At 44.0% G+C, this 14,435-nt stretch carries 10 protein-coding genes and 1 tRNA gene; 6 read left to right on the top strand and 5 right to left on the bottom strand.

Going from position 1 to position 14,435, the window contains the following annotated elements; translation table 11 throughout:
• Positions 1-108: 108 nt before the first annotated feature.
• Complete coding sequence (gene chrA, locus C8322_RS03375) at positions 109-1,317, top strand: chromate efflux transporter (RefSeq protein ID WP_111810386.1); 1,209 nt, start codon at positions 109-111, stop codon at positions 1,315-1,317.
• Between the two features lie 52 nt (positions 1,318-1,369).
• Here chrA and C8322_RS03370 read toward each other — a convergent pair whose 3' ends face one another.
• Positions 1,370-2,845: an alanine/glycine:cation symporter family protein gene (locus tag C8322_RS03370; RefSeq protein ID WP_005222998.1), complete on the bottom strand. Its 1,476-nt coding sequence runs from the start codon at positions 2,843-2,845 to the stop codon at positions 1,370-1,372.
• Positions 2,846-2,900: 55 nt separating this feature from the next.
• Positions 2,901-4,139, bottom strand: coding sequence for a sodium/glutamate symporter (gene gltS / locus C8322_RS03365; RefSeq protein WP_005223001.1), 1,239 nt, complete (start codon positions 4,137-4,139; stop codon positions 2,901-2,903).
• Between the two features lie 890 nt (positions 4,140-5,029).
• Here gltS and C8322_RS03360 point away from each other — a divergent pair.
• Positions 5,030-5,737 carry a nitroreductase gene (locus C8322_RS03360; RefSeq protein ID WP_005223003.1) on the top strand — a complete coding sequence of 236 codons (708 nt, stop codon included), beginning with the start codon at positions 5,030-5,032 and terminating at the stop codon, positions 5,735-5,737.
• A gap of 48 nt (positions 5,738-5,785) precedes the next feature.
• On the opposite strand, the gene C8322_RS03355 is transcribed toward C8322_RS03360, so the two are convergent.
• Complete coding sequence (locus tag C8322_RS03355) at positions 5,786-6,994, bottom strand: multidrug effflux MFS transporter (protein ID WP_005223005.1); 1,209 nt, start codon at positions 6,992-6,994, stop codon at positions 5,786-5,788.
• A gap of 150 nt (positions 6,995-7,144) precedes the next feature.
• On the opposite strand from C8322_RS03355, the gene yccS reads away from it, so the two are divergent.
• The 4 genes from yccS to C8322_RS03335 all read left to right on the top strand — a co-directional run bounded on the left by yccS (position 7,145) and on the right by C8322_RS03335 (position 13,650).
• Positions 7,145-9,319, top strand: a complete 2,175-nt coding sequence (yccS, locus tag C8322_RS03350) for a YccS family putative transporter (protein WP_108675420.1) — start codon at positions 7,145-7,147, stop codon at positions 9,317-9,319.
• Between the two features lie 85 nt (positions 9,320-9,404).
• Complete coding sequence (locus tag C8322_RS03345; protein WP_004814787.1) at positions 9,405-9,965, top strand: YcxB family protein; 561 nt, start codon at positions 9,405-9,407, stop codon at positions 9,963-9,965.
• 167 nt (positions 9,966-10,132) lie between these two features.
• Positions 10,133-12,769 (top strand): PepSY domain-containing protein, encoded by a 2,637-nt coding sequence (locus C8322_RS03340; RefSeq protein WP_111810385.1) that lies wholly within the window; start codon positions 10,133-10,135, stop codon positions 12,767-12,769.
• Between the two features lie 98 nt (positions 12,770-12,867).
• The gene (locus C8322_RS03335) at positions 12,868-13,650 is read left to right on the top strand and encodes a YdcF family protein (protein ID WP_108675422.1); all 783 of its coding nucleotides are present in this window, start codon (positions 12,868-12,870) and stop codon (positions 13,648-13,650) included.
• A gap of 25 nt (positions 13,651-13,675) precedes the next feature.
• Here C8322_RS03335 and C8322_RS03330 read toward each other — a convergent pair whose 3' ends face one another.
• Complete coding sequence (locus C8322_RS03330; protein WP_071320186.1) at positions 13,676-14,137, bottom strand: DUF2750 domain-containing protein; 462 nt, start codon at positions 14,135-14,137, stop codon at positions 13,676-13,678.
• A gap of 73 nt (positions 14,138-14,210) precedes the next feature.
• Positions 14,211-14,286: transfer RNA gene (locus tag C8322_RS03325), tRNA-Val, on the bottom strand.
• Positions 14,287-14,435 lie beyond the last annotated feature (149 nt).

Genomic DNA, 14,435 nt, shown 5'->3' with positions numbered 1-14,435 from the left:
CATTTTAATAGCTGCATAGTGTATAAACACCATGTTAAATTAACTGTTGAATTTCGTAAATTTGTCATACAGTTTGAATAACTTGTAGCTATTTAAACCTGTATTACCATGCAGTCACCTACCCTTTATCAGATTTTTCTGACTTTCTTCAAGCTTGGATGTACCGCATTTGGCGGACCTGCTGCACATCTGGTATTTTTTCACCATAAGATAGTTGGTCAATTAAACTGGTTGAATGATGCCCAATATCAACAACTGGTGGCATTGGCCCAGTTACTTCCAGGCCCCAGTAGCAGTCAGGTCGGGATCGGCATCGGCTATATGCAACGAGGTTATAGCGGTGCCTTAATAGCCTGGCTAGGCTTTACTTTGCCATCTGCACTGTTAATGACTTTGGTTGCCCTGCTCGGACAACGCTACTTTCACATTTTAAACTCGCATAGCTTTCATGTGATCCAGCTTATTGTATTTGCAGTGGTCAGCTGGGCATTCTGGCAAATGTTACGTAGCTTCTGTAAATCCGGGTGGCAATATAGTCTGATGATCGCTGCCACAATCTTTCTGGCTGTCGTCCCACTCAGCTTTAACCAGATCCTGGTGATTCTACTGGCTGGCTTGATCAGTATTGCGATGAGCAAGTTTCAAAGTCAAGCACTGTTACAATTGACACCAGTGAAAAATGCCACTCTAGACACCCCCTATATTCAGAAAAATCATGCAGTTTACTGGTTTATCGCCTTTTTGCTACCCTTCATAAGTATCCCCCTTCTGGTTCAGTACCTGCACTGGTCTGAACTCGGTTTCTTTGCCGATTTCTATCGAACAGGTTCTCTGGTCTTTGGTGGTGGACATGTCATTTTGCCCCTGCTTCATCAGGACTTTGTCAGCACCCAGCTGGTCAGTGCACAGGCTTTTGACCTAGGCTATGCTTTTGCCCAGTTGATGCCTGGTCCGCTGTTCAGTTTTGCTAGTTATCTTGGTGCTTTATTGGACTGGACCGATCAGCTGTGGCTCAATGCCCTACTGGCGACTATTGCTATCTTCCTGCCCTCATTCTTGATGATTTTTGCAAGCTTACCTTACTGGTCCTGGCTGATGCAGCAAGCTGTGATCCGTCATGCAGTGGCAGGGATTAATGCAGCAGTGGTCGGACTGTTACTTTATCTGGTCCTGCAACTTGGACAAAGTTATCTGAAGCGCTGGGAAGATGTGGTATTTATAATCGTGATGATTTACCTGCTACGGTCAAAACTTCCACTCTGGTTCAGCCTGATTGCAGGCTTCGCAGTCTATTATAGCTATCTCAGTTTTTTATAAAACTGGAGCCATAAAAAAGCCCCGAATGATTCGGGGCTTTTTCAATAGGGTTTTACCAGATATCGGATTTGACTTTGTCTTTAAACTTAGGATGTTGATCCAGTTTAAACACTGGCTCTTTCACCCCACGCTTTAACTGACCAGTATAGTCTTTCAGAAGCATCAGGATAAATGGCATCAATAACAGAATCGCAATCAGGTTAATACTTGCCATCACACCCATGAACAGATCCGCCATGTTCCAGATCAGTGGTACGCTGGCAATCGAACCGAAATACACCATGAACAGTACCAGAATACGGAAGATCATCATCACACCTGGATTGTTATTGATGAACTGCACATTCCCTTCTGCATAGGCATAGTTCCCGATAATGGAGGAGTATGCAAACAGGAATAGAATCAATGCCAGGAAGTCATCCCCCCACGCACCGATCTGGCTTTCTAGTGCCATCTGGGTCAGGGTCACGCCTTCAAATCCGGCATTTTCATACAGTCCAGACACCAGAATAATGATCGCGGTACATGAACACACCACAAAGGTATCTACAAATACACCGAGCATTTGTACTAGGCCCTGATTCACCGGATGTTTTACATCCGACGCAGCAGCAGCATTCGGCGCAGAACCCATCCCTGCTTCATTAGAAAACAGGCCACGCTTGATACCCATCATCATCGCCATAGAAACCATGGCACCGAAGAAACCACCTGCAGCAGCTTCAAACTCAAACGCTTTAGTGAAGATCAGCTGGAAGATAGATGGCAGCATATCGTAATTGATCACAGCAATATAAAGCGCCACAATCAGATAGAGAAGCGCCATAAATGGCACAAAGCTTTCAGCAACTTTTGCAATCCGCTTGATGCCACCGAAAATGATCACCGCAGTGATCAAGACCAGAAATAGACCTAACCATGAAACTTCAAGGTCAAAACCACCCAATGGCAAGTTCAGATTCGCCTGATCCCAGCCCCAGGCATGTGAAGTTGCACCAATAATCGCATTGGCCTGCACCGCATTAAAGACAAAGCCGTACGTCAAAATCAGCGCGATAGCAAAGAGGATACCCAGCCATTTCTGTTTCAAACCTTGCGTAATGTAATACGCTGGTCCACCACGGAACTGCTTGTTCTGGGTATCACGAATCTTGAACAGCTGTGCCAATGAAGATTCAACAAATGCCGAACTCATCCCCAGAAAAGCGGTAAACCACATCCAGAACACGGCACCTGGACCACCAATGGCAATGGCAATCGCAACACCAGCAACATTACCCACACCTACACGGCTAGCCAAACCCGTTACAAAGGCCTGGAATGGCGTAATCCCATGCTCATCCTTGGTTTCATTCCGGCTGCGTTTCATGACTTTCATACTGTGCCAGAACAGACGAATCTGTACGGCCCCAGTCATGATGGTATACAGAATACCCACTGCCACTAGGAAGACGACCAGAAAATCCCAAAGTGGACCATTTAGGGCATTGACCCAACCCAGCAGGGTTTCATTGAGCTGTTCATTCATATTCAATCCTTTCTATCCGTCTTAGATTTATTGTTATGACTCTGCATATCTATCCTTATACAAAGAATTTCAGAATTACCTGAATCACAGTGGCATTGATCAAGTCTACGAAGAACGCACCACAGAGCGGTACAATCAGGAAGGCCTTATGTGATGCACCGTACATATTGGTAATGGCCTGCATGTTTGCAACTGCCGTCGGTGTTGCCCCCATACCGAAACCACAGTGACCTGCTGCCAGGACAGCCGCATCATAGTTTTTGCCCATGACACGAAAGGTTATGAATGCTGCGTACAGTGCCATGGTAATAGTCTGTGCACCGAGGATCACCATCAGTGGGCCCGCAAGGTCGGCTAATTGCCATAATTTCAGAGATAACAATGCCATCGCCAGGTAAAGTGATAATGAAGCATTACCAAATACATCAATCGCGCGATCAAAGACCTTAACCTTAAACACACCTTCAAGCACGTTACGCAGGATTACACCACCAGCCAGCGCCCAAACGAAGGTTGGCAGTTCAAATGCAGTACCTTTACTGAAACCGGTCATAAATTCTGCAAATGCCAGACAGCCTGCAAACAGACCCAGTGTAGTAATTGCATTATCTGCGGTAATCAGGCGTACGCGGTGTGGATATTCAAATGGAATGTATTCAGTTGAATTCACATCTAGCGGAGTATTATCACGTTTTTCAACCTGAGCCGCAGTACGAGGCGTGGCTAATTCATGGCGGTTAATCAGCATTTTCGCCAAAGGGCCACCGATGATACCGCCAATGATCAGACCGAAAGTCGCACTGGCCATACCAATCACCAGGGCACCCTGGATACCATGTTGCGTTTCCAGAATCTCGCCCCATGCACCTGCCGTACCGTGACCGCCAGTGAGTGTAATTGAACCTGCAATCAGACCAATCAGTGGATCAATACCCAACAGGCTAGCCAATGTCATACCGACAGTGTTCTGTACTATGATAAACACTGAAACTGCGATCAGGAAGATCACCAGACCAATACCACCTTCACGCAGCTTGGCAAAGTTTGCACTCAAACCAATCGATGCGAAGAAGATCAGCATAAAACTGGTCTGCAATTCTGCACTTGTGGTAATACTGTAACCCCACAAGCTATGGATGATCAGGGAGATAATCGCTGCAACCAGACCACCTGCAACAGGTTCTGGAATGTTATAGCGCTTTAAAAAATCGATTTTATTGACCAGGAAACGACCGAGCAATAAGACAATCACTGCAGCAATCAAGGTATAAAATGCGTTAAAAGTAAAATCCATAATTATTTGCCCAAGATGATTCTGAATTTTTGTTGTTCTAAAAGTAATCTTTTGACCTAAGTTTAGTGGATGATGTCCACCTCCCTACCCTATATCAGTCAACACGGACAGTAATCTCTTTTAGAAAAACAAAACAATTCAGCACCTGATTCAAATTCGTTAATGCAATCTGGCAGATTGCATATAACCCTAAGACCATCTTAAAAATACAATGTGCGAAATCTTGAGGCTGTTAAACAGTCGGTTCTGCATCGAAAGATGAGATAAAAGCTTCATCATCCTGCAGGATCTCGAAGCACAATATTTTTAAATTCATTCCAAACCCACAGATACGCTACAGAAATACCGCGATAACCACAGTTTTTTATATTTACGATCCGTTCAGAATGTTTAGAATGAACCTTCAGATGAAAAGTCGGACATTATGCGGTGTCTTAATGCACTGTATTATTGTTTTTTATTAACAATATTTTGACTTTTCATAAAAATAATTCATAAATAGATAATTTTTTGATCTATCTTTCCTTATTTTAAAGTTTTAACAATTCATTATAAATACCGCATATTTAATGGAGATTCATTGAAGCTTCGATCTATTTTATTAGGATTATTGTAGTCTATATTGCTTATACAGCATTTTTATGAAAGTTTTATTTATCTTAATCACAGGATATTTAAGAAAAAATTAATTTATAGATAGCTAATATCGAATTTAGCCAAGAATAAAAGGTGCAGCGGCATGTTTTAGAGTAATGAAGTATTGATCAATTCTTAAAAACCAATATTTTTAGCTTAGCCTTTGTTCATAGATGAACTTACTTCATCGCATCAGTTAATATCATTTGTTTAGTTTATAGTCAGAACTTACCATCAAGGAAATAACAATTCATATGGATCAAACAATCGTCAATGCTGTGGATCAAACCATCACTTCCCGTCATTCAGTTCGTGCTTTTCTGAATACGCCTGTAGATCAAAATACCTTGAAAGATATTTTAACGGTTGCCAGTCGCGCACCTTCCGGTACCAATACCCAGCCCTGGAAAGTCTATGTACTTACAGGTAAAAAACGCGATGAACTGGTCGAGAAAGTATGTCAGGCACAAATGGAGATTTATCAGAATCCAAAACTGGCTGAGCAATACAAAGAAACTTTCTCTTATTATCCTGAACAATGGCTTTCACCTTTTATTGACCGTCGCCGTGAAAATGGCTGGGGACTGTATGGCTTGCTGAATATTCAGAAAGGCGAAAAAGAGAAAATGGCACGCCAGCAGTTGCGTAATTTCCAGCTGTTTGATGCTCCAGTAGGTTTATTTTTTACTGTACACAAATCATTAGGCATTGGCTCGAAAATGGATATTTCCATGATGATCCAGAATGTGATGCTGGCAGCTAAAGCACGTGGATTAGATACTTGCCCACAGGCAGCTTGGAACTATTTTCATCCTATTGTGCTAGACGTGGTGGGTGCTCCTGAAGATGAAGAATTGGTTTGCGGTATGGCTCTCGGCTATGCAGATCCAGAGGATATTGTAAATACTTTCATTACGCCACGTGTGCCAGTTGAGGACTTCGCTGTCTTTTTAAATGACTAATTGTCTGAACTTGTAAGCTTATCTTGAGCAGTTATGCCGTCCCTATGTTTAATCCCCTTTAGGCGACGGCAGCTGCAGACGGTAAATGGTCACTGCCGCAATCCCAACAAAGATCGCCATTACCAGCGCCATATTAAATAAAGCATTCCACCACATAAAGTTCAGCAGAATCCCGCCAAGCAGACCACAGGCAAACTGCATGCTGCCCATAATGGCACTGGCAGTTCCAGCACGTGCCCCCTGCTCAGACATCGCAATCGCCATGGCATTTGGTCCGGTAAAACCAATAGATGCCACCACCATAAACATGGCAACAATGACCAGAATTAAAGATTCAGTCTCAATTATTCCCAGCACCAACAAAGCAATTACGCCACTAAGTTGTAAGGTCGTTCCAATTCTTAAACGACTTAAAATCCCAAACCGATGTGCCAGCTTTTTATTCAAGGTGGAAAACAGCATAATCCCGACCGCATTACCACCAAAGACATAAGCAAACTGCTGCTCACTTAAATGAAAATGATCCATCAGAATCGCTGAAGATGAGGTGATATAACAGAACAAGACTGCACTGGAAAAACAACCAGCAAACATTGGCTTTCTGAAACTTTCATCCTGAAAAATTGCCTGATATAGGCTCATGACCTGGGTAAAATTCAGTTGTAAACGGCGTTCTGGCTCTAGGGTTTCTTTAAAGAAAAAATGTACGCATGCCAGAATCACCAGACCAAACAGCATCAGCAATACAAAAATCATATTCCATTCAAATACCAGCAATACCCAGGCACCCATACTCGGCGCTAGAATTGGAGCAATCGTACTGACAATCATCATGCTGGCAAAAGCCTGAGCTGCTGAATGCATATCTAGGCGATCACGGATCGCAGCGCGGGCAATTACCACACCGACACATCCGCCTAAGGCTTGCAGCACCCGTGCGGCAATTAGACTCCATTCATTTTGAGCAAATACACAGAGCAGACTTGCCACTGCATATAAGGCTAAACCAAAGTACAATGGCGGTTTACGTCCGATACGGTCACTGACCGGACCATAGACCAGCTGCCCGATCGCTAGCCCCAGAAAATAGGCGGGCAAACTGTTTGCCACCTGCTGGGTAGTGACACCAAAATCATCAGCCATTTGTGGCAATGCCGACAGATACATATCAATAGAAAGCGGGCCAAGTGCAGTGAGGGATGCCAGTAATATGATCCAGGACATGGCATAGTTTTTATTGGTCGTTGTTGTCGACATAATAATATTTAGAATTTAAATGAGCGCTGTGCAGACAAGTTTACACAGGGCATAGTATGATTTGTGAAGCAAATTTACTTATTTTTATTGCTAAATTTTCACACACTTATTAAGTCTTTATCTAAAGACAGTGGTATAGAAGGACGAATCTTGAAATCCTGGCTCACTCGTTTCAAGCAAACCACCGGCAATACGACCTTTATGTATAATCTGCGGATGATCATTGCCTTTGCAGGAACTGCCTTTGTGCCTTATCTGATGGGTCAGCAGTTAATGACCATTCCACTGACCTTGGGTGTGGTGGCAGCAGGTTTAAGCGATATTGACGACCGCTTCTCGGTCCGGATTCTGAATCTCCTCTATACTTATATTGGCTTCTTTATTACAGCCTCTGCCGTTTATCTGTTATTTCCGTACCCGATCCTGTTCGCCTTGGCACTCATCGTGTCCTGTATTGGCTTAATTCTGCTCGGCTCGCTGGGACGGCGTTATGCTACGATTTCCTATGGCTGTCTGGTGATCTCGGTCTATTCCATGCTCGGGGTAGAACTGTTTGATAACTGGTACACCCAGGCAGGCCTGCTGGTTATCGGTGCCATGTGGTATGGCCTGTTATCTACAATTAGTTTCCTGCTGTTCCCTGCCCGTCTGGCACAAGACAATTTGGCCAAGTGCTATTCGTCGCTCGGTAACTTTCTTTATGCCAAATCGAATCTATTTGATGTTGATATGACATCGAGTAGTTATCAGCAAAGCATGATTGAACTTTCACTTGAAAATGGCAAATTAATTGCGATTTTTAATGATATGAAAGCTGCTTTACTGACCCGACTCAAGGGAGATCGAGGACAGAAAGACACCCGTCGCAGCCTGCAATATTATTTTATTGCCCAAGACATTCATGAGCGGGCGGACTCAGCGCATATTGATTATCAGAAACTGGCAAAGATTTTTGAGCATAGCGATATTCTGTTCCGCTTTCAGCGCATTTTGTCGATTCAGGGCAAAGCCTGTAAGGACCTGAGCGAAAGTATCCTTCAGCGCAAAACATACCAGCATAATTCGCGTTTTAAACATGCCTTTAAGAACCTGCGCTATTCACTGGATAAGTTACGTCAGGAACAGCAGTATGATGAAGTCTGGATCAATGCACTGTTTTCTCTGTATCAGAACTTAAAGTCGATTGATGCCCAGTTACGTAATCTGGAAACCGAACGCAATATTAAGTTCGAGCGTGCCAAACATATTGAAAACCAGCTCAAAGATGACGACTTAAAAGGCTGGGAAGATATCCGGATCCGGATCAAACAGCATCTGACCCCGGAATCCGTGCTGTTCCGTCATGCGGTGCGTTTGTCGATTGTACTGCTGATTTCTTATATCTTTGTACAGCTGACCAATATCGAATATGGATACTGGATTCTGCTGACTGCCCTGTTCGTGAGTCAGCCTAACTTTAACGCCACCAAGCGCCGCTTACGTCTGCGGATAATCGGCACACTAATTGGGATTAGCCTGGGCTTTGCCGTTCTGTATTTTGTCCCTTCAATCGAAGGTCAATTATTGCTTCTGATCCTGAGTGGCGTGCTGTTCTTTGAATTACGCAGCAAGCAGTATGCGCAAGCTACAGCCTTCATCACCATTCTGGCTTTGATTAACTTTAACCTGGATGGTGTGGGCTTTTCCGCAGCATTGCCACGGATGATTGATACCCTCATTGGCTGTGCGATTGCCTGGTTCGGGGTGAGCTTTATCTTCCCTGACTGGAAATTCCGCCGTCTGCCGCGTTCAATCAAACGTTCTTTAAATGCTGAGGTCGATTATCTTAGCGAAGTGATTGAACAGTATAAAACTGGGCGTAACAATGGTCTGCGTTACCGGATCGTACGTCGCGCTGCACATAATACCGATGCTGAAGTTGCTTCCCTGATTTCGACCTTGGCGACTGAGCCCGATTTTGATCCTTTGCAAAAGAGCCAGGCTTTCGAATTTCTTTGTCTGAATCATACCCTGATCAGCTATATTGCTGCGCTGGGTGCACATCGTGAGAAAATCGAGGATCAGGAAATTTTAAGCCTGCTAGATCAGGCGCTTGAAGACATTCGTGGGGCATTACTGGCCGATGAAGTGCCCGATCTCAGTGCACAGAATATGATCCACAATATTCGTCAACGCCTGTCACACCAGCAGGATGAAGACCAGAAATCCCTGATCATTTTGCAGCAACTGTCCTTAATGTTCAGTATCTTGAATCAACTCAGTCAGTTAAAGCAAAGTTTAAGCCATGAACGTGATGAGCAGGCAACCGAATTAGCCTCATTATAATTTGACTGATTTTGGAACAATATACTCACTGAATTGGTACAAATAATGCTAAACTTTTTGCAGTTTTAAATTTGTAAATTTCACTATGACCGCGAAAAATTTATACGCCTATACCCTACAGCCTGTGAACTATGAAGTGACAGAACAGGAACAACGTCATGCTCAGCTAATGATCTGGCGCAGTACCAATAAAATTGGCATGAAAGCTTGGCTGATCATGGGTGCAGTTGTGGCACTTTCTATTCTGGGCATTATCATGCTCAAGAACTATTCTACGATTTTTTGCTGGGTGGCACTGGTGTGTGTGGTGCTGTACTACCTGATCCGTACTTTTGGTCTGGAATGGTATGTAAAGCGCAAGATGAACGAATTTCCAGTTCAGGAAATTAAAGGTATTCGTCTGGGTGTACAACCTCACGGGATCGTGATGCGTCAGAAAATGGGTCTACAAGAAGGTGTAGGGGCGATTGGCTGGAAAGACATCTATGAATGGTACAATACACCTGAATTCATGCTGGTTAATTTCAAAGTTAAAGGTCAGCAAGGTGCTTATATCCTGCCAAAACGCCTGGATAGCAAAAATTTCTCATTCGAAACCATTCGCAAGCATTTACGTGAAGAAGTAGGCGAACCGAAAGAAATCTGATACGAACTTTCATTAAAAAAACCTCCTACCTGGGTACGGAGGTTTTTTTGTATTTATAACTGTAAACGATAATGAGAATAAATATTATCCGCAAAATCCATCATTCTATTGCGATATTCCTTTATAATCAGACCATTTTCTAATATTCGTATTTTCATCCAACGACCATGTTTAAAAAAACCTTTTTCCAGATCCACTGGTTTCTTGGAATTACTGCCGGTCTGGTCCTGTCAATTATGGGCGTTACCGGGGCGATATATTCCTATGAACAACAGATCCTGAAATGGATCAATACGGACAGTTATACCGTACAGGCACAATCCGGGCCGAAACTCAGCCCGGCTGAGCTGTATCAGCACTTTAAGCAGCAAAATCCTGAGATGCAGATTAACAGCGTGAGCCTGGATGCCAGTCCAACAGGATCCAGTACGGTTAATATTGCCAAAGAAGGTGCTCGTCGTGGCTACAACATGATGGTCAACCCGTATACGGCTGAAGTACTACCTGAAATCAAAGGCCGTGAGTTCTTCCAGTTCATACAGCAGCTACACCGTTATTTAACCATGGGGCCTGTCGGCAAGCAGATCACAGGTGCCTGTGCCCTGATGCTGATTTTCTTTGTCTTGTCGGGTCTTTACCTACGCTGGCCAAAACGCCATTCAGTGAAGCAGTGGCTAGCTGTGAAGCCGCAACTGAAAGGTCGTAACTTCATCTGGGATCTGCACGCGGTTGTTGGAACCTGGGTCGTGATTTTTTACCTGATCCTGGCGTGTACCGGACTGTACTGGTCTTATGACTGGTGGCGCAACGGTATGTTCAAGGTGCTGGGTGTAGAACGTCCACAACCTGAAATGCAGCAAGGTCAAGGCGGCCGTGGTGGTGCAGAACAAGGTCGTAATGCTGGCGAATCACGTGGTGAAGGTGCAGGCGAACGTGGTCCACGAAGCGAAGGTCAGCGCGAAAATCGCGGTGAAGGTCGCGAGAGAGGTGTTGATGATACCCTTCTACTTACTGCATTGAACAAGAGCTGGGCAGGTTTCCAGAATGAATTCAATGACAAATATTCAACAGTTACTTTTAATATCCCTAAAAAAGCCGATGGTGAACTGAAACTCAGCTTTACCGATGTTGAAGTTCAGCATGAGCGTGCCCGTAATAATGCTACTTATAACTATCAGGATGCAGCTTTTACATTGGTAGAAATGTATGAAGACAAAAAGCTGAATGAGAAGATCATGAGCAGTATGTTACCGGTGCACCGTGGCAGCTTCTTTGGTCCGATCTACCAGTTCTTTGCCATGGTCGCGTCACTGCTGATGCCACTTTTCTTTGTGACCGGCTGGATGCTGTATCTGAAGCGTCGTAAACAGAAGAAATTAACCCTTGCCGCACGTCAAGGCGCTACAGCCGTCGATATTGATCCAAATGCCAGGCCTTGGCTGATTGCTTATGCCACACAAACCGGTGTTTCTGAACAGCTGGCATGGCGTACCGCAACTGCCTTGCAACAAGCACATCAACCAGCAACGGTAAAAGCCGTACAACAGCTGACGCTGGCTGATCTGCAACAGGCTGAACAGGTGCTCTTTATTGCAAGTACTTATGGTACCGGTGAAGCACCAGACCTGGCTTCGTCATTTGAGAAGAAAATTATGTCCGGTCAGGCTGACCTGAGTCATCTTCATTATGCTGTACTGGCGCTGGGTTCTAAAGAATATCCAGATACTTTCTGTAGTTTTGGTCACCGTATTGATCAATGGCTGAAAAATAATGGTGCTCAGCAATTATTTGCCACTATTGAAGTCGACAATGCCAGTAACGAGCATATCCAGCAATGGAATGCCGCACTCGCTCAGTCAACTCAGCTAGAACTTCAGGCCATGGATATTGATAAAACCTTTGACCATTGGACCCTTGTAAAACGTGAGGTGTTGAATCCAGGCAGTCTGGGAGCTCCAGCCTTTAACCTGGAATTTAAACCTGAACATGAAGCACAATGGCAAGCGGGTGATATTGCAGAAATCCAGCCAGGGAACAGTGCTGAACGCATTGCGCAATTCCTGGCAGTACACCAAATTCCTGCAGGTACTGTGGTTGCCTCTATGCAGCAACGTATAGAAGACATCCTCTGGAATCGTGATCTGACTCAGCTAATTTTCCCATTTATTTCTTCAGAAGAATTACTGAATCAGTTACCCGTGTTACCAACACGTGAATATTCTATTGCCAGTATTCCAAGTCAACAGATCTTGCGTCTGGTGGTTCGTCAGCAACAGGATGCCTCTGGTGAACTTGGTCTAGGTTCAGGCTGGTTAACACAATATGCTGCACTCAATGCACCTATTGCCTTGCGTATTCGCAGCAATGATTCCTTCCATCTGGTGGATGATAACCGCCCAATTATCTGTATTGGTAATGGTACCGGGATCGCTGGCCTGATGAGTTTACTGCATACTCGTAACCGTCAGGACTATAATGAAAACTGGCTGATCTTCGGTGAACGTCAGCGTGCACACGATTTCTTCTATCAGGAAACCCTGGAAGCCTGGCTGACTGTAGGTACACTAAAACGTCTGGATCTGGCATTCTCACGTGATCAGGCTGAAAAAGTTTATGTACATCACAAGCTCCGTGAACAGGCGGATGAGCTGAAAACCTGGGTGAACAATGGTGCTGTGATTTATGTCTGCGGTAGCATTGATGGCATGGCCAGTGATGTCGATCAGGCACTGATTGATATTCTAGGTGAATCAACTGTTGATCAATTACGTCAGGACGGTCGTTATCGCCGTGATGTGTATTAATCAGTGAATGATAGAAAAACCGGGCCATGTTGCCCGGTTTTTTCTTGCCTATAGAACTGAAATACCTACAATAAAATATGAAAATTACAGGATTATTCATGTCAGATTTTTATAAACGCCTGATCAGTAGTATTGCAGGGATTTTACTGAGTGCAGACAGTCTCTGGTTACTCTTACAGAACAAGATTCATCTGGGAATCTTGCTACCACTATTGATTGGCGTGTTACTGATTATTTACGTCCTGTTCTTTTCCTATTTCCAGCAATGGCACCAGCACTCCAGGTTTCGTTCCAGTGTATGGAAATGGATGTGGATTGGATTTTTTACCTGGGTCGCCAGTGTTCTGATCTTCTTTGGCTATATTCAAAGCAATATCAATAGTGATAATAGCCAATTGCCAACCAAGGCAATCCTGGTTTTAGGTAGTGGTATAGAAAACAACCGACCCTCGCCAACCTTGCAAAAACGTCTCGACACTGCAGCTGACTATGCACAATTCCATCCAGAAGCATTAATCATTATGACGGGCGGCTTGAGTTTTCAGGAGAAATATACTGAAGCCGAAGTGATGCAGGCTTACCTTAAACAGTCATATCCTGCTGTTCGTAATCTAGTTGCAATGGAAGATCAAAGTACCAGCACCGAACTCAATCTGATCAACTCCAAAAAGATTTTAAACCGTCATCAGATTACTTTGAATGATCCAATTACCATTGTCACCAGTGACTTTCATAGCATTCGTGCTCGTGCCATAGCCAGACATCAGGGCTATACACAGGTCATCAGTATTAGCGCAGAAACACCACTATATATTCGCTATAACTCATGGCTACGCGAGTATTTTGCTTTTCTTAGCGGCTGGTTGCTGAATGAATATTAAAAAAGAGTTATTTAAAAGATGAAAATCAATGCAATCGGATTTGGCGTGGCAATGGAATATGACCGCTTTTAAAGATCTCTGGCTTCTGCACATAAATCTGATACAGATAATTCTTGATATCCAGCAGCATTTTTTCTGGCGCAACCAGAATATTTTGCCCTTCAGGCGTCAGATCTAGAGATAAAGCGGTATGCTCTTCACGCAGGAAAGGAATCACTTTTTCAATAAAATCTTTGAAGCTGATTTCCTGAATTTCGTATTTTTCCCAGTTATCTTTGATGAGCAGTTTTGCCAAGCCTTTACTCTGCCAGGTTGCAAAAGCCTTTTGCCCTGTTGGCGTTGCACAGAGTGCCCAGCCATCTTGGTATAAGGCGTAAATGCAGCCTTGTGCCACAATTGTTTCAATGAACTGTTTATAAACTTGTAGAGGATCGTAAGGAGTATTTTGAGTTTTAGCCGCGGCCTTGCGCTGATATGGATTTCTCATAGCCATGAAATCTTATAAATTATTATAGACTTAGGATTCTATGGAAAATTTAGATTTTAAGCAAGAGAGAATATGGTGGGCGCTGACGGGATCGAACCGCCGACATTCTGCTTGTAAGGCAGACGCTCTACCAACTGAGCTAAGCGCCCTGAAGAGTAAAAAATAACATCGTTATTTTTTATGATGCAAGACAAGCGAAGCGCGTAGTCTTGGACTTTGATAACACATTCTTCACATCAGGAAATGAAAAATGGCGCAGCGGACGGGACTCGAACCCGCGACCCCCGGCGTGACAGGC

It is taken from the genome of Acinetobacter sp. SM1B (genome assembly GCF_003289665.1).
Classification (GTDB): Bacteria; Pseudomonadota; Gammaproteobacteria; order Pseudomonadales; family Moraxellaceae; genus Acinetobacter; species Acinetobacter schindleri.
The sequence above is the reverse complement of the archived record's forward strand: the minus strand, read 5'-3'. Positions and strand labels throughout refer to the sequence as shown.

Excerpts from the sequence above, each read along its gene's own strand:
- C8322_RS03355 (WP_005223005.1), bottom strand. The coding sequence starts at position 6,994 with ATGTCGACAACAACGACCAATAAAAACTATGCCATGTCCTGGATCATA.
- C8322_RS03330 (WP_071320186.1), bottom strand. The coding sequence starts at position 14,137 with ATGAGAAATCCATATCAGCGCAAGGCCGCGGCTAAAACTCAAAATACT.
- C8322_RS03340 (WP_111810385.1), top strand. The coding sequence starts at position 10,133 with ATGTTTAAAAAAACCTTTTTCCAGATCCACTGGTTTCTTGGAATTACT.
- C8322_RS03345 (WP_004814787.1), top strand. The coding sequence starts at position 9,405 with ATGACCGCGAAAAATTTATACGCCTATACCCTACAGCCTGTGAACTAT.
- chrA (WP_111810386.1), top strand. The coding sequence starts at position 109 with ATGCAGTCACCTACCCTTTATCAGATTTTTCTGACTTTCTTCAAGCTT.
- C8322_RS03370 (WP_005222998.1), bottom strand. The coding sequence starts at position 2,845 with ATGAATGAACAGCTCAATGAAACCCTGCTGGGTTGGGTCAATGCCCTA.
- C8322_RS03335 (WP_108675422.1), top strand. The coding sequence starts at position 12,868 with ATGTCAGATTTTTATAAACGCCTGATCAGTAGTATTGCAGGGATTTTA.
- gltS (WP_005223001.1), bottom strand. The coding sequence starts at position 4,139 with ATGGATTTTACTTTTAACGCATTTTATACCTTGATTGCTGCAGTGATT.
- C8322_RS03360 (WP_005223003.1), top strand. The coding sequence starts at position 5,030 with ATGGATCAAACAATCGTCAATGCTGTGGATCAAACCATCACTTCCCGT.